The sequence below is a fragment of the Streptomyces sp. NPDC049597 genome (assembly GCF_040675505.1).
In the GTDB taxonomy this organism is placed as follows: Bacteria; Actinomycetota; Actinomycetes; order Streptomycetales; family Streptomycetaceae; genus Streptomyces.
This window is the reverse complement of the sequence record NZ_JBFAOY010000013.1, coordinates 1-17843: the sequence shown is the minus strand read 5'-3', so window position 1 is coordinate 17843 and position 17843 is coordinate 1. Positions and strand designations below refer to the sequence as shown.

General features: G+C 71.5%; 19 protein-coding genes. 14 read left to right on the top strand and 5 right to left on the bottom strand.

Annotated elements, in window-relative coordinates; genetic code table 11:
• Positions 1-33 precede the first annotated feature (33 nt).
• On the top strand, positions 34-981 hold the full coding sequence (gene nudC, locus AB0K02_RS16820; RefSeq protein ID WP_365993195.1) for an NAD(+) diphosphatase: 948 nt from the start codon (positions 34-36) through the stop codon (positions 979-981).
• A 42-nt stretch (positions 982-1023) separates the two neighbouring features.
• Here nudC and AB0K02_RS16815 read toward each other — a convergent pair whose 3' ends face one another.
• On the bottom strand, positions 1024-1266 hold the full coding sequence (locus AB0K02_RS16815; RefSeq protein ID WP_177150610.1) for a mycoredoxin: 243 nt from the start codon (positions 1264-1266) through the stop codon (positions 1024-1026).
• Positions 1267-1493: 227 nt separating this feature from the next.
• Between AB0K02_RS16815 and AB0K02_RS16810 the strand changes: the two genes are divergently transcribed.
• From AB0K02_RS16810 to AB0K02_RS16790, 5 genes are all read left to right on the top strand, one after another.
• The gene (locus AB0K02_RS16810) at positions 1494-3668 is read left to right on the top strand and encodes an ATP-dependent DNA helicase UvrD2 (RefSeq protein WP_365993194.1); all 2175 of its coding nucleotides are present in this window, start codon (positions 1494-1496) and stop codon (positions 3666-3668) included.
• A 163-nt stretch (positions 3669-3831) separates the two neighbouring features.
• A complete protein-coding gene (locus tag AB0K02_RS16805) occupies positions 3832-4158 on the top strand; it encodes a hypothetical protein (protein ID WP_365993193.1) in 327 nt (108 codons plus the stop codon).
• Positions 4159-4327: 169 nt separating this feature from the next.
• Entirely contained in the window at positions 4328-4696 is a 369-nt protein-coding gene (locus AB0K02_RS16800; RefSeq protein WP_365993192.1) for a WhiB family transcriptional regulator, read from the top strand.
• Entirely contained in the window at positions 4693-5016 is a 324-nt protein-coding gene (locus AB0K02_RS16795; protein WP_365993191.1) for a hypothetical protein, read from the top strand. Before AB0K02_RS16800 ends, AB0K02_RS16795 begins: the two co-directional genes overlap by 4 nt.
• A 95-nt stretch (positions 5017-5111) precedes the next feature.
• Entirely contained in the window at positions 5112-5327 is a 216-nt protein-coding gene (locus tag AB0K02_RS16790) for a hypothetical protein (RefSeq protein ID WP_365993190.1), read from the top strand.
• 49 nt (positions 5328-5376) lie between these two features.
• Here the strand turns inward: AB0K02_RS16790 and AB0K02_RS16785 are convergent, their stop codons facing one another.
• Together AB0K02_RS16785 and AB0K02_RS16780 are read right to left on the bottom strand one after the other, a co-directional pair.
• Complete coding sequence (locus AB0K02_RS16785) at positions 5377-6786, bottom strand: AarF/ABC1/UbiB kinase family protein (RefSeq protein ID WP_365993189.1); 1410 nt, start codon at positions 6784-6786, stop codon at positions 5377-5379.
• Between the two features lie 64 nt (positions 6787-6850).
• Positions 6851-7996 carry a TOMM precursor leader peptide-binding protein gene (locus AB0K02_RS16780; RefSeq protein WP_365993188.1) on the bottom strand — a complete coding sequence of 382 codons (1146 nt, stop codon included), beginning with the start codon at positions 7994-7996 and terminating at the stop codon, positions 6851-6853.
• Positions 7997-8197: 201 nt separating this feature from the next.
• On the opposite strand from AB0K02_RS16780, the gene AB0K02_RS16775 reads away from it, so the two are divergent.
• The 4 genes from AB0K02_RS16775 (at position 8198) to AB0K02_RS16760 (ending at position 12126) form a co-directional block, all read left to right on the top strand.
• Positions 8198-8818, top strand: coding sequence for a M48 family metallopeptidase (locus AB0K02_RS16775; protein WP_365993187.1), 621 nt, complete (start codon positions 8198-8200; stop codon positions 8816-8818).
• A gap of 174 nt (positions 8819-8992) precedes the next feature.
• Positions 8993-10657 carry a TerD family protein gene (locus AB0K02_RS16770; RefSeq protein ID WP_365993186.1) on the top strand — a complete coding sequence of 555 codons (1665 nt, stop codon included), beginning with the start codon at positions 8993-8995 and terminating at the stop codon, positions 10655-10657.
• 13 nt (positions 10658-10670) lie between these two features.
• Positions 10671-11351, top strand: coding sequence for an AIM24 family protein (locus tag AB0K02_RS16765; protein ID WP_365993185.1), 681 nt, complete (start codon positions 10671-10673; stop codon positions 11349-11351).
• 19 nt (positions 11352-11370) lie between these two features.
• On the top strand, positions 11371-12126 hold the full coding sequence (locus AB0K02_RS16760; protein WP_365993184.1) for an AIM24 family protein: 756 nt from the start codon (positions 11371-11373) through the stop codon (positions 12124-12126).
• A gap of 78 nt (positions 12127-12204) precedes the next feature.
• Here the strand turns inward: AB0K02_RS16760 and AB0K02_RS16755 are convergent, their stop codons facing one another.
• Complete coding sequence (locus tag AB0K02_RS16755) at positions 12205-12738, bottom strand: NUDIX hydrolase (RefSeq protein ID WP_365993183.1); 534 nt, start codon at positions 12736-12738, stop codon at positions 12205-12207.
• On the bottom strand, positions 12735-14201 hold the full coding sequence (locus tag AB0K02_RS16750; protein ID WP_365993182.1) for a zinc-dependent metalloprotease: 1467 nt from the start codon (positions 14199-14201) through the stop codon (positions 12735-12737). The genes AB0K02_RS16755 and AB0K02_RS16750 overlap by 4 nt, the downstream gene beginning before the upstream one ends.
• A 216-nt stretch (positions 14202-14417) precedes the next feature.
• Here AB0K02_RS16750 and AB0K02_RS16745 point away from each other — a divergent pair, with 216 nt between their 5' ends.
• From AB0K02_RS16745 to AB0K02_RS16730, 4 genes are all read left to right on the top strand, one after another.
• Positions 14418-15545, top strand: coding sequence for an SDR family oxidoreductase (locus tag AB0K02_RS16745; RefSeq protein ID WP_365993181.1), 1128 nt, complete (start codon positions 14418-14420; stop codon positions 15543-15545).
• 100 nt (positions 15546-15645) lie between these two features.
• Positions 15646-16107, top strand: coding sequence for a molybdenum cofactor biosynthesis protein MoaE (locus AB0K02_RS16740; RefSeq protein ID WP_365993180.1), 462 nt, complete (start codon positions 15646-15648; stop codon positions 16105-16107).
• Positions 16108-16353: 246 nt separating this feature from the next.
• Positions 16354-16530 carry a hypothetical protein gene (locus tag AB0K02_RS16735; RefSeq protein WP_177153800.1) on the top strand — a complete coding sequence of 59 codons (177 nt, stop codon included), beginning with the start codon at positions 16354-16356 and terminating at the stop codon, positions 16528-16530.
• 85 nt (positions 16531-16615) lie between these two features.
• A complete protein-coding gene (locus tag AB0K02_RS16730) occupies positions 16616-17704 on the top strand; it encodes a PDZ domain-containing protein (protein WP_365993179.1) in 1089 nt (362 codons plus the stop codon).
• The last annotated feature ends 139 nt before the right edge of the window (positions 17705-17843 follow it).

The window sequence follows — 17843 nt, the reverse complement described above, 5'->3', positions numbered from 1 at the left end:
CACCTATCACCCCGGGGGAGTTGGAAGAACACCGTGAGCACCGACAGCTACGCCGCCGCAGACCGCCCCATCGCGCTGACCGCGCCGAGCGGCATCGACCGCGAAGCGCACAACCGTCTCGACGAGGCATGGCTCGCTGCGGCGTGGAGCCACCCCACGACCCGGGTCTTCGTCGTCTCCGGCGGCCAGGCGCTGATTGACGACACGCCGGACGGCCGCACCGAGCTGGTCATGACGCCCGCCTTCGAGGCGCCGGTCACCGAGACGCACCGCTACTTCCTCGGCACGGACGAGGACGGGGTGCGCTACTTCGCCCTCCAGAAGGACGCGCTGCCCGGCCGTATGGACCAGTCGGCCCGGCCCGCGGGGCTGCGCGAGGCGGGTCTGCTGCTCAGCCCGCGGGACGCGGGGCTGCTGGTGCACGCGGTGGCGCTGGAGAACTGGCAGCGGCTGCACCGCTTCTGCTCACGCTGCGGCGAGCGCACCGTCATCGCGGCAGCGGGGCACATCCGCCGCTGCCAGGCGTGCGGCGCCGAGCACTACCCGAGGACCGACCCCGCCGTGATCATGCTCGTCACGGACGACGAGGACCGTGCCCTGCTCGGCCGCCAGGTGCACTGGCCCGAGGGTCGTTTCTCGACGCTCGCGGGCTTCGTGGAGCCCGGCGAGTCGATCGAGCAGTCCGTGCGGCGGGAGGTGCGCGAGGAGGTGGGCGTCACCGTCGGCGACGTGCAGTACGTCGCCAGCCAGCCCTGGCCCTTCCCCTCCAGTCTGATGCTCGGCTTCACCGCGCAGGCGACCTCGTCGGAGATCACCGTGGACGGTGAGGAGATCCACGAGGCGCGCTGGTTCTCCCGGGAGGACCTGCGGGCCGCGTTCGAGTCCGGGGAGGTGCTGCCTCCGTACGGCATCTCGATCGCGGCCCGCCTCATCGAGCTCTGGTACGGCAAGCCGCTGCCCAGGCCCGGGGATGTGCTCTGACCGTCCGGACCCCGCTGCCGCGGGGCCCCGCACGGGGACGTGCTAGGCGCCGATCTTCTGCTTGACCTGGGCGAGCGACGGGTTCGTCAGCGTGGAACCGTCCGGGAACAGGACGGTCGGCACGGTCTGGTTGCCGCCGTTGGCCTTCTCGACGAAGGCCGCCGACTCCGGGTCCAGCTCGATGTTGACCTCGGTGTACGCGATGCCCTCGCGGTCCATCTGGCTCTTCAGGCGGCGGCAGTAGCCGCACCAGGTGGTGCTGTACATCGTCACAGTGCCCTGCATCGTCTCTCGTGCTCCTCAGCTCGCGGGTGCGTGTTCACCTCGCCCTAGAACGTAAGCGACCGGCCCGGCGATTCCCGAACCCGCTGACGACGGCATCCGGCGCACCGGTGCCGCGTGTGCACGCCCTGTGCCGGCGGGTACGCGGCCTGTGCCGGTTCGTATGACGAATACCGGGTCCCTGTGGACAACCGCCGCACCCGCCTCCCGGGAACTGGCAGCATGGCGGGGTGACAGCAGCAACGCACTCCTCTCTTTTCCCGCAGGTCCCCGAGTCGGCCGACGCGGTGCTCGACGGGCTCGACCCCGAGCAGCGCGAGGTGGCGACGGCCCTGCACGGCCCGGTGTGTGTGCTGGCCGGCGCCGGCACGGGCAAGACGCGCGCGATCACCCACCGCATCGCCTACGGCGTCCGCGCGGGGATACTCCAGCCCGCCAGCGTGCTCGCGGTCACGTTCACCAACCGGGCGGCCGGTGAGATGCGGGGCCGACTGCGCCAGCTCGGAGCCGGCGGCGTCCAGGCCCGCACCTTCCACTCCGCGGCCTTGCGCCAGCTGCAGTACTTCTGGCCGAAAGCCGTCGGCGGCGACCTGCCCCGGCTCCTGGAGCGCAAGATCCAGCTGGTCGCCGAGGCCGCCGCCCGCTGCCGCGTCCGCCTCGACCGCAACGAGCTGCGGGACGTGACCAGCGAGATCGAGTGGGCCAAGGTCACCCAGACCGTGCCCGCCGACTACCCGGCCGCGGTCGCCAAGTCCCTGCGGGAGGCTCCGCGCGACCCGGCGGAAATCAGCCAGATCTACGCGATGTACGAGCAGCTCAAGCGCGACCGCTCGGCCATCGACTTCGAGGACGTGCTGCTGCTCACGGTCGGCATCCTCCAGGACCGGCACGACATCGCCGAGCAGGTCCACCGCCAGTACCAGCACTTCGTGGTCGACGAGTACCAGGACGTGAGCCCGCTCCAGCAGCGCCTGCTGGACCTGTGGCTCGGGGACCGGGACAGCCTGTGCGTGGTCGGCGACGCCAGCCAGACGATCTACTCGTTCACCGGCGCCACCCCCGACCACCTGCTGAACTTCCGCACCCGCCACCCCGACGCGACCGTGGTCAAGCTGGTCCGCGACTACCGCTCCACACCCCAGGTCGTGCACCTGGCCAACGGACTGCTCGGCCAGGCCCGCGGCCGCGCCGCCGAGCACCGTCTCGAGCTGGTCTCCCAGCGCGATCCCGGCCCCGAGCCGGCTTACGTGGAGTACGGGGACGAGCCCGCCGAGGCCGAAGGCACCGCCCGCCGCATCCGCGACCTGATCGCCGCGGGCGTCCCGGCCGGCGAGATCGCCGTTCTCTACCGGATCAACGCCCAGTCCGAGGTCTACGAGCAGGCCCTGGCCGACGCGGGCGTGCCGTACCAGCTGCGCGGCGCGGAGCGCTTCTTCGAGCGCCAGGAGGTCCGCGAGGCCGGGGTCGCCCTGCGCGGCGCCGCCCGGGCGGGGTCCAACGACTCCCTGCTCGACGACGCGCAGGACCTGCCCGCCCAGGTCCGGGCCGTACTCTCCACGAAGGGCTGGACGACCGAGCCGCCCGCGGGGTCGGGCGCGGTGCGCGACCGCTGGGAGTCCCTCGCGGCACTGGTCCGCCTCGCCGAGGACTTCGCCCGCGCCAAGCCCGGCGCCACGCTCGCGGATCTCGTCGCCGAGCTCGACGAGCGTGCCGCCGCGCAGCACGCCCCCACGGTGCAGGGCGTCACCCTCGCCTCCCTGCACTCGGCGAAGGGACTGGAGTGGGACGCGGTGTTCCTGGTCGGCCTCACCGAGGGCATGATGCCGATCACCTACGCCAAGACCGACGAGCAGGTCGAGGAGGAGCGCCGACTGCTCTATGTGGGCGTCACGCGCGCCCGGCTCCACCTGTGCCTGTCGTGGGCGCTGTCCCGCTCGCCGGGCGGCCGCGCCTCCCGCCGCCCGAGCCGCTTCCTGAACGGCCTGCGTCCCGGATCGGCCGCGCCGGGCAGCCGCGGGGCCGGTGGGACGAGCGGTGTCGAGCGCGGCAGCGGCGGCAGGCGCAAGCGGCGCGGGCCGGTGCTGTGCCGGGTCTGCGGCAAGACCCTCACTGATGCCGGTGAGATGAAGCTGATGCGCTGTGAGGACTGCCCCTCGGACATGGACGAGGCTCTGTACGAGCGGCTGCGCGAGTGGCGCTCGGACAGGGCCAAGGAGCTCGGCCAGCCCGCGTACTGCGTGTTCACCGACAAGACGCTGATGGCGATCGCCGAGGCGGTGCCGGACACCGAGGGCGAGTTGGCCGGCATCTCCGGGGTCGGCGGCCGGAAGCTGGAGCGCTTCGGCGCCGATGTTCTGGCCATCTGCGCAGGTGATGAGCCGATGGGGGCCGACGAGGAGGACTGATGCAAACTCGTCGAAAAAATAGTTTGCGCCCGCCCAGGCAAGCCCCATAGGTTCTTAACCACGAGCACGGCGGCTTCTCTGAAGCCCTGTCCTCGTGCTGTACTTATCCGAATACCGCGACCGGCTCGCCCGGTCCCCGAGACGCCGAGAGGAGGCGATTCCAGTGATCAGCATCAAGACCAGCTTCATCAGCACCGCCAAAATGACCGATCGCTCTGCCGCCTCCGCCTGCTCGCTCGGCTTCTCCTCCGCGTTCATCGGCACCGGTATGTCCGGCGACTTCGCCGCGCTTCCCGTGTCCGGCCTGGGCGGTCTCCCCCTCCTGGAGCGCAATGAGCGACCGACCAAGGCACTGGAAGCAGGAGTAGCAGCGGCAGAGGCTCGGGCCTATGCCTTCGCGGCGGCCAGTGCCAAGACCCAGCAGCAGACGACGCACCACCACTCGACGTGGGCCTTCCGTGGGCTCGAACCCTGGAGTGATCCAGCCTGATCCAGCATCAGGCCGGCGCCTTCAGGGCCGCGGAACCCCACCCGGGATCCGCGGCCCTTCTGTTTTCCCCAGAGGGATGACAGAGCGAAGGGGCCTCGGGACCAGAAGCACCCGGTACCAACAGCCAACCGGCCGACCGGCCGGCACGACAGACGAGGAACAACACACCGTGCAACTCGAAGCGCACGCCCCGTCCGTACCGCCTTCCCAGCCGATCTCCCCGCCCGCCCTTCCCGAGGACTCCACCTTGACTCCCCTCACCGCGCTGACCGCGCTCGACGACGCCATCGAGAACCTCGGCGTACCGGTTCCCTGCCGCTCCTACGACCCGGAGGTCTTCTTCGCCGAGTCGCCGGCCGACGTCGAGTACGCCAAGTCCCTCTGCCGCACCTGCCCGCTGATCGAGGCGTGCCTCGCCGGCGCCAAGGAGCGGCGTGAGCCGTGGGGTGTGTGGGGCGGAGAGCTCTTCGTCCAGGGTGTCGTCGTCGCCCGCAAGCGGCCGCGTGGTCGCCCGCGCAAGAACCCGGTCGCGGCATGAGCACCGCAGGAACCATCGACCGACCCGTCACGCACGATCCCCATAAGCAGGCCCCGATGACCTCTTCCGCCAGCGAGCCGTCAGGCTCCGCCACCCCAGCTGTCACCACCATCGGCGCGAACGCCTCGCGTCAGAACAGGACTCGCGAAATGCAACTCATCCCAGAAGCCCTGGCACGTGCGCATATGCATGAGCGCCGGCGCGAAGCCGATGCGGAACGCCAGGCCGTGCGCCTGGTCGCCGCCCGGCGGATGCAGCGCCGCGCCGAGCGCGTGTCGATGCGCGCCCGCCGCGCACTGGCCATGGCCGTCATGCACTGACGGCACACGCTGTCCCCGCGGGGGCCGGTCCGAACGGACCGGCCCCCGCGGTGCGTTGCCCGCGCGGGAGGCCGACGCGGCGGTATCGTCGCGAGGTGGACCAGGACAAGACGCCGCAGCCCGGACAGCAGGGGGAGCAGGCACCGGACGCGGAGAGCACCGTGTGCTCAGCATGCGGTGCGACCGCCGAGGGCACGCCGGTCACCTGGACCTTCTCCGTGGAGAACGGGGTCCGCCTCTACCTGTGCGAGGACTGCGCACGGGCCAACCTCCGGGCGATCGAGGGCAGGCTCGACTCGACCTGGTGGTGACACCGCGCACCAGCCGCCCCCGACCGCCGCTCGCCGGCCGGTCCTCCGGTCAGCCCTGTGCTTCCAGCGCCACGTCCGCGCCGAGTACGTCCCGCTCCCCGACCGCCTCGCGAGTGCCGCTCTCCGCCTCCTCCGGATCGAGGAACCCGGGCAGCCAGTCCTCCAGCTCCTCCCGCAGCCGCACCGACGCGTTCAGCTGGCAGAGCACACCGATGGTGCTCAATGTCACACGGTGTATCAGCAAATAGGCGGGCGGCAGGTTGAGCTGCTTGCCCAACTGGTGTGCCGGGGAGCGGATGTCGGCTATCCGCGCCGCCTGCGCGCGCATCCAGCCGCGGGTGAAGGTGAACTCCTCGGCCTCCGCCGGCTCGATGATCGGCAGCAGGTACTCGAGCACCGCCTCCGGGTCGAGGTCGATCGTCTCCTTGACGAAGCCCTCTTCGCACAGCATGCGGTAGACGGCCTCGGCCTCGCCCGCCAGCGTCATCCGCAGACATGCGCCGATGGTGGGCGGAAGCCCGCCCGGCAGCCGGTCCACCGTGCCGAAGTCCAGCACGCCGAGCCGCAGGGGCTCGCCGTCCTCTCCCGGAAGGAGCCGGAAGTTTCCCGGGTGGGGGTCGGCATGGAGCAGTCCCGTACGGGCGGGGCCCGAGAAGAGGAACCGGGAGAGCAGCTGGCCCGCGCGGTCGCGCTGCTCAGGTGTGCCGTCGGCGATCACCTCGGCCAGCGGTATGCCGTCGATCCACTCGGTCACCAGCACCTGGTCGCACTGGTGGACCACGTCCGGCACGACCACATCGGGATCGCCCGCGAACTCCGCCGCGTGCTCGCGCTGTGCCTGCGCCTCCAGCTCGTAGTCCAGCTCCTCGGAGACCCGGTCGCGCAGTTCGGCGATCAGCGGCTTGACGTCCATCCCCGGGACGAGGGGGCCCAGGAGCTTGGCGAAGCGGCTCAGCTGGGAGAGGTCCGACAGCAGGGCGTCACCCGCGCCCGGGTACTGCACCTTGACCGCGACCTCGCGACCGTCGTGCCACACCGCCCGGTGCACCTGGCCGATGGAAGCGGCGGCCGAGGGCTTGTCCTCGAAGCTCAGGAAGAGCTCGCGCCACTCCTCGCCCATCCGCTCCGCAAGCACGGCGTGGACGGTGCGCGTCGGCATCGGGGGAGCGGCGTCCTGCAGCTTGGTCAGTGCCGCGCGGTAGGGGCCGGCGACCTCCTCGGGCAGCGCCGATTCGAAGACGGACATCGCCTGCCCGAACTTCATCGCGCCTCCCTTCAGCTCGCCGAGCACCTTGAACAGCTGCTCCGCCGTCCGCTGTTGCAGTTCACGGGCCACGATCTCCGCGGACTTGCCGCCGATCCGCTTGCCGAGTCCCCATGTGGCACGGCCGGCGAAGCCCAGCGGCAGTGCGGCCAACTTCGCGGTACGAGTGACCGCCTTCCGGGGAAGATCAGACATACGCCCCTCCAATTCCCAGCCGGCGTGCCGCACTTGCCTCACGGCATCGCGCCGTTGACGGCGGCTACCCGGCCATTGTCTCGTGCGTCGGACCGATCCCCGAGGTGTCTCTGCTCTCAGTCCTGCCCGCGGCACCGCACGGGCAGTCGGCGTGGGGCGCGATCCGTTCGGACCGCCACTGCACCGACGGCAGCGACACCTCCCAGCGGGCGTCGGCGCTCGCGGGCAGGTCACCGTCGAGGAAGGACAGCGCGTGACACGCCGCGAGCCCGGCGACCAGCGTGGCCAGCGCGGCGTCACAGGCCGAAGGCACCGCCCTGCGCCGCCCGGAACGCCACTGCGCGAGCAGTATCGACCGGGCCGGATCGCGCTCGGTCCGCTCACGGTCCAGACAGGTGGCGCAGGCCGTGCTCCCCGGCACCACCAGCGGCCCCACCACACCCGTCGCCTCCACAACTCCCGCGTACAGATGCGGAATACCGGCGGTGACCCAGTCCTCGGCGGGCAACGGGTCCGGAGCGTAGACGCCGAGCCCGTCGCGCGGGGCCACCACGACGAGAGCGAGCGCCGGCTCGCCGCCCCCCGGCTCCGCGACCTCCGCCCTGCGCGGAGCGCGGTCGGGCGCCGAGCGGCGGACCAGACGCCGGGCCGCCGCGTCCCGCCGCTGCCCGATGTCCTCGGCGGTCAGTCCGCCGGGTGTGACGTCCCCCGGCTCGGTGAACCCGCTGTCCAGGACCTCGACCCGCCCCACTCCCGCCGCGGACAGCGTCGCCGCGATCACGGCGCCGACGCGTCCGGCGCCGCGCACCTGGACCCGTACGGCCCGCCGCGCCGCCAGCCTCCGCATCGCTCCGCCCGGCTCGGAGTGGACCACGGACAGGGACGCCAGGTCCGGACGCAGCCGGTCGACGGCGTCGGGTCTCCTGCGCAGCGAGTCCGCGGCCGGTCCGCCGGCTCCGGGGTCGTCCAGGAGCCCAGCGGCCGCCAGCCGGCCCACCAGAGCGTCGGCGCGCCCGTCCGGCAGTCCCCTCGTGCGAGCCTCCGCACGCAGGAGATCCAGTCCCCGGGTGCCGTCCAGCAGGTCGATGAGCGAGCCGGTCGCGGTGTCCAGCGGCCCCACCGTCACCGCATGCGCGCGTGTCACCCCGACCTGCACGGACTGGCGGTCGCGCCATGCCCGCCGCAGGGCAGGCTTCATCATCGGATGCATATCCGTCCCCGTTCCCCCGGTGAATTCCCTGGTCTTCCCTCTTCGGACCGCTGTCAGAATGCCCGGCCGCGGCGAGGCGTGGGGAAAGTTGTCCACAGGTGCGGCGTATTAGTCGTTCAAATCGTGCAGCCATGGAGTGGATCAAGCGAGAACCGTCCCCGGGGCGGGACTTCCCGTACTGACAGCGGGTAACGTCGGGGCGTGCCCGTCGACCCTTCCCCGCGACTCACCGGGGAGAACTCAGCGCGCGGCGCGGGAGCCACGCGAAACGCCGGTCGTCACCCGCACCGCGGGCCCGTCACGAGTGCGGTCGAGGTCCGCAGGAGCGCCCGGCGCAGCAGAACGGTCTCCGCGTACCGCGAGGGCGACCGCACCATCGTGCTGATTCCCGCCCGGATGTCCGAGGCCGAGGAGCGCCGGTGGGTCGGCGTGATGCTGGACAAGCTCGCGGCGCAGGAGAGCAAGCGCGTCCTCGGCGACAGTGAACTGTACGAGCGCGCCGAGCGGTTGTCGGAGCAGTACCTCGACGGACGAGCGAGGCCGGCTTCCGTGCGGTGGGTGACCAACCAGAACACCCGGTGGGGCTCGTGCACTCCGGCCGAGGGCAGCATCCGGCTCTCGCACCGGTTGCAGGGCATGCCGGAGTACGTCGTCGACTACGTGCTCGTCCACGAACTCGCCCACTTGCTGGTCCCCGGGCACGGGCCGCGCTTCTGGCGGCTGCTGGAGGCCTATCCCCGTACCGAACGGGCCCGCGGCTACCTCGAAGGCGTCGTCGCCGCGGGCCGGCTGCCGCACCTGCCCGCCGCACGCGAGGAGTGAGGGCCGCCGGGCGCGGAGCGTCGGCCCGGTGCGAAGTGCGGCCGTCAACGACCCGTTCCGGATCGGGTGTCGACGGTCCTGTACCGAATGTGTACCGGCTTGGCTCAATGTCGCCGCAAGCGGTTAGCCTGGCGCGACGCATTCGTATTTCGGGATGGGGGACGGTCGTAACGCATGGCCAGGGAATTCCAACGGGGCCACAAGGCCAAGATCAGTGATCTGACACCGGGAACGGATCTGTACGTAGGTGTGCAGATCGCTGCTCCTGGACTGACCTTCGACATCAGCTGCTTCGGCCTCGACGCGAACGAGCAGCTCTCCGACGACCGGTACTTCATCTTCTTCAACCAGCCGAAGTCGCCGGAGGAGTCCATCCAGCTTCTCGGCGCGCAGGCCGGTGACACCGAGTCGTTCCGCGTCACGCTGGACCGCATCCCGGCGAGCATCCACAAGCTGTCCTTCACCGCCACGATCGACGGCGCCGGACAGATGTCGCAGATCGGCCCCGGTTACATCCGGATCGTCGCGGGCGGCGAAGAGGTCGTCAGGTACGCCTTCGACGGCTCGGAGTTCAGCACCGAGCGCGCGGTGATGCTGGGCGACTTCTACCTCAAGGACGTGTGGCGGTTCGCCGCCGTCGGCCAGGGCTTCGACGGCGGCCTCGAGGCGCTGCTGAAGAACTTCGGCGGAGAGGTCGCCGAGGAGGAGCCCGCACCGCAGCAGCCGCAGGCCGCCGCGCCTTCCTTCGCGCCGCCCGCGACGCCCGCCGCGCCCGCGCCCGCCTTCGGCGCCCCTCAGCCCCCGCAGACTCCTCAGGCCCCGCAGCCCGCCCCCGCCTACGGGGCCCCCGCTGCCCCGGCTCCCGCCCAGCAGGCTCCCGCTCCGGGCCCGCAGGTGCACGCGGCTCCGACCATGGCGGCCCCCATGACGCCGCCGGCCGCCACCGTGCCGCCGCCGGCGCCGTCCCCGTACGGCCAGCCGCAGCCCCAGCAGCCGCAGCCCCACCCCCAGCAGCCGCAGTACGGCCAGGTCCCGGGGCAGGTCCCCGGCCAGATGCCCGGGCAGGTCCCGCCGCCGGGAATGCCGTACGGCCAGCCCGCACCCGCCCCCTACGGCCAGCAGCCCGGCATGCCCCAGGGCGCCCCGCAGGCAGTCCCGCAGGGCGTGCCGCAGACCGGCGCCGGCCTCCAGTCGGCCCTCCAGCCGTACCGCGAGACGCCCACCGGCCAGCGCTGGACCCCGCAGAACCAGCAGATGATGCGGGTCGACCTCACCATGGGCGGTACGCCCGTGCTCGCCCGCCAGGGCAGCATGGTCATGTACCAGGGCAAGGTCGACTTCAGCTACAAGGGCGCCGGTTTCGCCGGCCGTATCGTCGGCAACGCCACCGGCCAGGAGATGCAGCTGATGCGCTGCAGCGGCCGCGGCCAGGTCTTCCTCGCCGAGAACGGCGCGCACCTGCACTCGATCGAGCTGCAGGGCGACGGCATCTGCGTCTCCGCCGAGAACGTGCTCGCCTTCGACGAGTCGCTGCAGCACGAGGTCCGGCGCATCGAGGGCCACGGCATCCCCGGCGGCGCGCTGTTCACGATGATGTTCCAGGGCACGGGCACCGTCGTCGTCAAGACGCACGGCGTCCCCGTCGTCCTCCCGGTCACGCCCACGACGTTCGCCGACAGCAACGCGATCGTCGCCTGGTCGGCGGCCTCGCAGGTCATCCTCTCCAGCCAGGTCCGGCTGCGCCGCAACGCCTACCCGGGACACAGCGGCGAGACCGTGAACCTCCAGTTCCGGGGCGCCCCCGGCAACTTCATCGTCGTCCAGCCCTACGAGGTCTGAGGGAGCCCGGATCATGAACCAGCAACTCGCGGGCTTCGCCCCGACCCCCGTCGCGGCCCGGATGGAGAACCACGGCCGCACCATGCTCAAGGTCGCCATGGCCACCGGCCAGGACCTGTACGCACGCACCGGCTCGATGGTCGCCTACGAGGGCTTCGTCCAGTACGAGCCCAACCCGCCCGCCGTCCGGCAGATCGCCGCCCAGTGGGTGACCGGCGAAGGCGCGCCCCTCATGAAGTGCTCCGGCGACGGGCTGCTCTACCTCGCCGACTACGGCGCCGACGTCGTCGTGATCAACCTCAACAACGACTCGATCTCGGTCAACGGCACCAACCTCCTGGCCTTCGACGCCCACCTCCAGTGGGGCGTCGAGAAGGTCAAGGGCCTCGCCAAGTTCGCCGGCCAGGGCCTGTGGAACGTGGAGGTCGCCGGCACCGGATGGGTCGCCCTGACCTCCCGCGGTACGCCCCTCGTCGTCGACTGCGGCCGCGGCGAGGACGAGACGTATGTCGACCCGGACGCCCTCGTCGCCTGGTCCCCGAACCTCAAGGTGAAGGGCAAGCGCAGCTTCAAGGCCTCCTCCCTGATCGGGCGGGGCAGCGGAGAGGCGTACCAGATGGCCTTCTCGGGCCAGGGCATCGTCGTCGTACAGCCGAGTGAGGACAGCACCGACCGCCTGCGGATCCGGGGCTGAGGGGGAGCGAGAACACACCATGCAGAGTCCGCTTTTCGGCTACGCCGAGCAGCAGTCCCAGGACCGCTACGTCGTGCAGAACCCGCAGCTGCTGAGGGTCACCCTGACCGGGCAGGACGACATCCTCGCCCGCAAGGGCGCGATGGTCGCCTACCAGGGGCTGGTCGACTTCGACGGCGAGTACCAGACGAGCAGCCAGCGCAGGGCCCGCGCCAACACCGGCGAGGGCCTCGACCTGATGCGCTGCTCGGGCCAGGGCACCGTCTACTTCGCCAATCTCGCCCAGTACGTCCACGTCGTCGACGTGGACCAGGAGGGCATGACCGTCGACAGCGCCTATGTGCTGGCGCTCGACTCCACCCTGCACACCGAGGTCATCGCGGTGGACAGCCAGTACGGCATCTCCGGATCCGGCAAGTACCAGCTCAACATCTCCGGCCGGGGCAAGGTCGCGCTGATGACCTCGGGCCAGCCGCTGATGATGCAGGTGACGCCGGACAAGTACGTCAGTGTGGACGCCGACGCCATCGTGGCCTGGTCCTCCGCGCTCCGCGTGCAGATGCAGGCCCAGACGCACAACTCGAACGTGCGCCGCCGCCGCGGCAACACCGGGGAGGGCTGGGAGCTGAGCTTCCTCGGGCAGGGCTTCGCCCTCGTCCAGCCCAGCGAGGTCATGCCCCCGCAGAACGCGGACCTCGGGCAGGGCCTGCGCGCCCAGTACGGCGTGGGCCAGCACGGCGCACACGCCCAGAACCAGAACAACGCCTGGAACTGACGGGACGTGCGTCAGGGGCGGTCGGCGTCCCCCGCTCCCGGCGGGAGACCTCAGCCGGCCGCCCCTCACCCGTAGGTGCTACAGCGCGGCCCGCGTGCGCTCCAGGAGCCGCACGACCGAGGCGTCGGCGACGTCCGCCACCTCGTCGTACGGGAACCAGCGCAGGTCCAGTGACTCGTCGCTGATCGCGGGCTCGGCACCGGCCGGGGCCAGTGCCGCGTACTGCACGTCCAGGTGCCAGTGGCACGGCGCGGGGATCGCGTGCCGGTCGAGGGTGACCGGGCCGCCGGGCAGCAGGGACAGCCCGGGGATCCCGGACTCCTCCGTGGCCTCGCGCAGCGCCGCCGCGGCCAGGGTCGTGTCCTGCGGCTCGCAGTGGCCGCCCATCTGCAGCCACATGCCGAGCTTCCGGTGCAGCGTGAGCAGCACTCGCCCGTGCTCCGGGTCGACGACCAGGGCGCTCGCGGTGAGATGCCCCGCACCGCAGGACTTCCACATCCCGTCCGGGTGTGCCGCCAGATGGTCCAGATACGTCTGCCGCAGCGCGGCCTGGCCGTCCTCGCGGGCCGGGTAGCCCTTCAGCACGAGGACGGCGTCGTCGTGGAGGCTCACTTGTCGGTGTCGTCCTCGCCGCCGGCCGGTCCTTCGGGCTCCTCGCCGGACTCTCCCGGCTTCCCCTGGGCGGCGTCCGGCTTGTGGAGGTTCGGCGACGTGCCGCCGGCGGCCTCGCCGAGCATCTTGTCCAGCTCGGAGAAGTCCAGCTGCTCGCGGTGCACGAAGCCGTCCGGGTCGTCCAGGTCGGTCGCGGTCGGCAGCATGTCCGGGTGCTCCCACAGGGCGTCCCGCCCGTCGACACCGCGCGCGTCCGTGAGCGAGGCCCACAGCCGGGCGGCGTCCCGCAGCCTGCGCGGACGCAGCTGCAGCCCGATCAGGGTGGCGAACGTCTGCTCCGCCGGGCCGCCGGACGCGCGGCGCCTGCGCAACGTCTCGCGCAGCGCGGGCGCGGACGTGAGACGGGAGGAGGCGGCCTCGTGGACGACCGCGTCGACCCAGCCCTCGACCAGTGCGAGGGCCGTCTCCAGGCGGGCCAGGGCCGCCTTCTGCTCCGGGGTGTCCTCAGGCTGGAACATGCCCTGCTGCAGCGCCTCCTGCAGCTGCTCGGGGTGCGAGGGGTCGAACTGGCCGACCACGTCCTCCAGCTTGGACGTGTCCACCTTGATCCCGCGGGCGTACCCCTCGACCGCTCCGAACAGGTGCGAGCGCAGCCACGGCACATGGGCGAAGAGCCGCTGGTGGGCCGCCTCGCGCAGCGCGAGGTACAGCCGCACCTCCTCCTTCGGCACGCCGAGGTCCTTGCCGAGGGCGTCCACGTTCAACGGGAGGAGCGCGGCCTTGCCGGCCGGGCCCAGCGGCAGACCGATGTCGGTCGAGCCGACCACCTCGCCGGCCAGGACGCCGACCGCCTGCCCGATCTGCTGGCCGAACATCGCCCCGCCCATGGAGCGCATCATGCCGATCAGCGGGCCCGCCATGGCCTGCATCTCCTCGGGCAGCACGTCGCCCATGGCGAGACCGACGCGCTCGGCGACCGGGTCGACGAGCTGCTGCCAGGCCGGGAGGGTCGCCTCGACCCACTCCGCGCGGCTCCACGCCACGGCCGTGCTCGCGCCCGAGGGGAGCGAGGTCGCGCCGTCCAGCCACAGGTCGGCGAGCCGCACGGCCTCCTCGACCGCGGTGCGGTCCACCGGGCCGACGCTCGCGTCCTTGGTCCCGTCGGGCGTGCCCTGGGCGACCGTCTGGCGGGCGATCTGCTTGGCCATGTCCCAGTTCACCGGGCCGCCCTCGTAGCTCAGCATCTGGCCGAGCTGCTGGAACGCCGCGCCGAGATCGTTGGGGTTCAGCGAGCCGAACATGGCGGCGAAGGGGTTGTCCCCGCCGCCCTCGCCGAAGCCGAAGGGGTTGGAGGGGGATCCGCCGGAGCCCTGGCCACCTCCGGCGGGATTCCTCTTCTTGCCCTCGTCGCCGTTCTCCGGCTCCTCCGGCGGAAGGCCGAATCCGAATGGGGTGTCACTCACGGGTTTCCTCGGCTCGTAGGGCCGCCGGCTCTCCGCCGACGGCGACTGCCCGACAACACCACCCAGCCTATGCGGCCGGGGGGCCGTGCGGCTTCGACATCCGGGCCGCTTGCGGGCTCGGTGCCCCGCCGGCACGTGGCCTGCGGCAGGATGGACGCCACCTGGTGCGTATGCGTCATTCGCTTGCGTATTGAAGACAACCGCTGGAGACGCCTGGTGAGTTCCCCAGATCCGCAGGTTCGCGCAGCGCGAAACCGCTCAACCGCGGCCGCCGGTCGCCTGCCCGAGGGGCGTGGCCCCGTCGTGGCCGTCACCGGTGCCGCCACGGGCGTCGGTGACCTGCTCACCAGGCGCCTTGCCGCGTCCGACGAGATCAAGCAGGTCGTCGCGATCGACGAGCGCCGCGGTGAGGTCCCCGAGGCGCACTGGCACGTGCTCGACGTCCGTGACCCGGCGATCGCGGAGAAGCTGCGGGGCGTAGACGTCGTGGTGCACCTCGCGCTGGACCTCGACCTGGAGACCGACTCGGCCGCCCGCACCGCGTACAACGTGCGCGGTACGCAGACCGTCCTGACCGCCGCCGCGGCGGCGGGCGTCCGCCGGGTCGTCCTGTGCACCTCCGCCATGGTCTACGGGGCGCTGCCCGACAACGACATCCCGCTCTCCGAGGACGCCGAGCTGCGGGCGACCGCCGAGGCGACCGGCGTCGGAGACCTGCTGGAGATCGAACGCCTCGGCCGCCGCGCGCCCCGCGCCCATCCCGGGCTGAACGTCACCGTGGTCAGGCCCGCCGTTCTCGTCGGCGGCACCGACACCGCGCTGACCCGCTACTTCGAGTCGCCCCGGCTGCTCGTGGTCGCCGGATCCCGGCCCACCTGGCAGTTCTGCCATGTCGAGGACCTCGTGGGCGCTCTGGAGTACGCGGCGCTGGAGAAGGTCGAGGGCGAGCTCGCCGTCGGCTGCGACGGATGGCTGGAGCAGGAGGAGGTCGAGGAGCTCAGCGGCATCCGCCGGATGGAGCTGCCCTCGGCGGTGGCGCTGGGCGCGGCCGCCCGTCTGCACCGCATCGGCCTCACGCCCTCTCCCGCGGGCGACCTCGCGTACACGATGCACCCCTGGGTGGTGAGCGTGAGCCGGCTGCACGACGCGGGCTGGCGTCCGCAGTGGACGAACGAGGAGGTGCTGGCCGCCCTGCTGGAGGAGGTCGAGGGCCGGCACACCGTCGCGGGCCGCCGCCTCGGCCGCAAGGACGCCACGGCCGCCGGCGCCGCGGGCGCGACGGTCGCGCTGCTGGGCACGGCGGCGCTGGTGCGACGCGCCCGCAAGGCACGCCGCCGGATCTAGGCGGAGCGCGGCGTCCCTGTAGGAGGCTCCAAGCCCGGCCGGGGCCGATCCGTGGGAAGGGCTATTCCGCGCTGTCGGTGCCGTACGGCACGATGGCTCCATGGCACGCACGTACGACCACCCCGGCGAGCAGGCGGCGCAGGACCCCATCCGGCTGCTCGCGATCCGTGACACACCGCTCTCCGTCGACGAGGTCTTCGCGGCGGTGGGAGACGACGCCGCGGGCGGCACCGCGCTGTTCGTCGGCACCGTGCGCAACCACGACGGCGGCGCCGATGTCGACACACTGGGTTACTCCTGCCATCCGACGGCGGAGGCGGAGATGCGCCGCATCGCCGAGAAGGTGGCCGCCGAGTACCCCGTCAGGGCGCTCGCCGCCGTCCACCGTGTGGGCGACCTGGCGGTCGGGGATCTCGCGGTGGTCGTCGCGGTTTCGTGCCCGCACCGGGGGGAGGCGTTCGAGGCGTGCCGGAAGCTGATCGACGACCTCAAGCACGAGGTGCCGATCTGGAAGCACCAGCGATTCTCGGACGGCACCGAGGAGTGGGTCGGAGCCTGTTGAGCCTCAGGCGCGGGACCGGTGGTTCACCCGCCGAAGGCAGGGGGAAGGGTGGGAGTCTGCCGAGAGCCGGAGCCGTCTGCGCGGCCATTCCCTGACGAGTCGTCAGTGCGATTCCGCCCGTGAAACCCGGTCCGGGCTCATCCGCCCCGATTTGCGTAACCGCACCCCTGCCATGAGCGTTGATCTCGCAGATGAGACTAATCTGCTGATCACTCAGTCGTTCACTCATGGGGTAGGGAGGTCGCGATGGCAGTTCTGGCCTGGTTGCTGATTCCGCTTTTCGCTGCTGTCGGTGCGGCGATATGGGCCGGCTGGGCCCAGCGGAACCGCACGAGCGGGGACATCGCCGAGCTCGCGGGGTACGCGCGCTTCCGTGACGCGATGGAGAAGGCCGCCTCCGGTACGGATGTCGTCCGACAGTGATCCCGAGCGTACGCAGGCGCCGAGAGGCCCTCGTACGGACCGGCCCCGGCCGTACTCGCACAGGCTCGTCCCGTACTGTCGTTCCATGCCACGCCGCACTGCGACGATGCTCGCCTCCACCCTCGTCTTCATCGCGCTGCTCTGCGCAGGCGTCTTCTTCAAGGTCCCGTACGCGGAGATGTCGCCCGGCCCGACGGTGAACACGCTGGGCTCCGCCGACGGCGAGCCGGTGCTCAAGATCTCCGGCCACAAGACCTTCCCGACCACCGGTCACCTCAACATGACGACCGTGAGGGTGACCGGGGCGGACTACGAGATGAGCCTCGTCGAGGCGCTGTACGGCTGGCTGGCCCACGACAACGTGGTGGTGCCGCACGACACCCTCTACCCCGACGGGAAGACCGAGGAGCAGTCGACGCAGGAGAACGCCGAGGAGTTCAACCAGTCCCAGGAGAGCGCCAAGGTGGCGGCGCTGCGGCAGTTGAAGATCCCGGTGGCGTCGCGGGTGGTCGTCTCCAGCGTCGTCAAGGGCTCCCCCTCGGAGGGCAAGCTGCACGCCGGCGACGTCATCCGCGCGGTGGACGGCACCGAGATCAAGAAGCCCGGGGACGTCGCCGAGCAGGTCGTGAAGCGCAAGCCGGGCGAGGACGTCGTCTTCACCGTCGTCCCCGCCAAGGCCGCCGCCGCCGCGGAGAAGGCGCGCAAAGAGCCCCAGGACACCCGCAAGGTCACGATCACCACGGTGAGGGCTCAGGACGACAACCGCGCGATCGTCGGCATCCAGGCCGGTACCGACCACACCTTCCCGTTCACCATCGACATCCACCTCGCCGACGTCGGCGGCCCGAGCGCCGGCCTGATGTTCGCCCTCGGGATCGTCGACAAGCTGACGGCGGAGGACCTCACCGGAGGAAAGTTCGTCGCGGGGACGGGCACGATCGACGACGACGGCAAGGTCGGCCCGATCGGCGGAATCGACATGAAGCTCGTCGGCGCCCGCAAGGCCGGCGCCCAGTTCTTCCTGACCCCCGCCGACAACTGCGCCGGCGCCGCCGACGACGTCCCGGACGGCCTCACGCTGGTCAAGGTCGACACGATCGCCGACGCGACGAAGTCCCTGGAGAAGATCCGCTCGGGCGACACCAAGGGCCTGCCGAGCTGCACGAAGGGCTGAGCAGGGCGGACGGGGCCGCCGACCGCGACACGGCGGGGCGGGACGCCTTCCACCCCTGGCTGGCCCCGCTCGGTCGGCTGTGTACTCAACACGCAAGTCGCATCGCCACAAGGCACGTTGAAACAGATCAACGGACGAG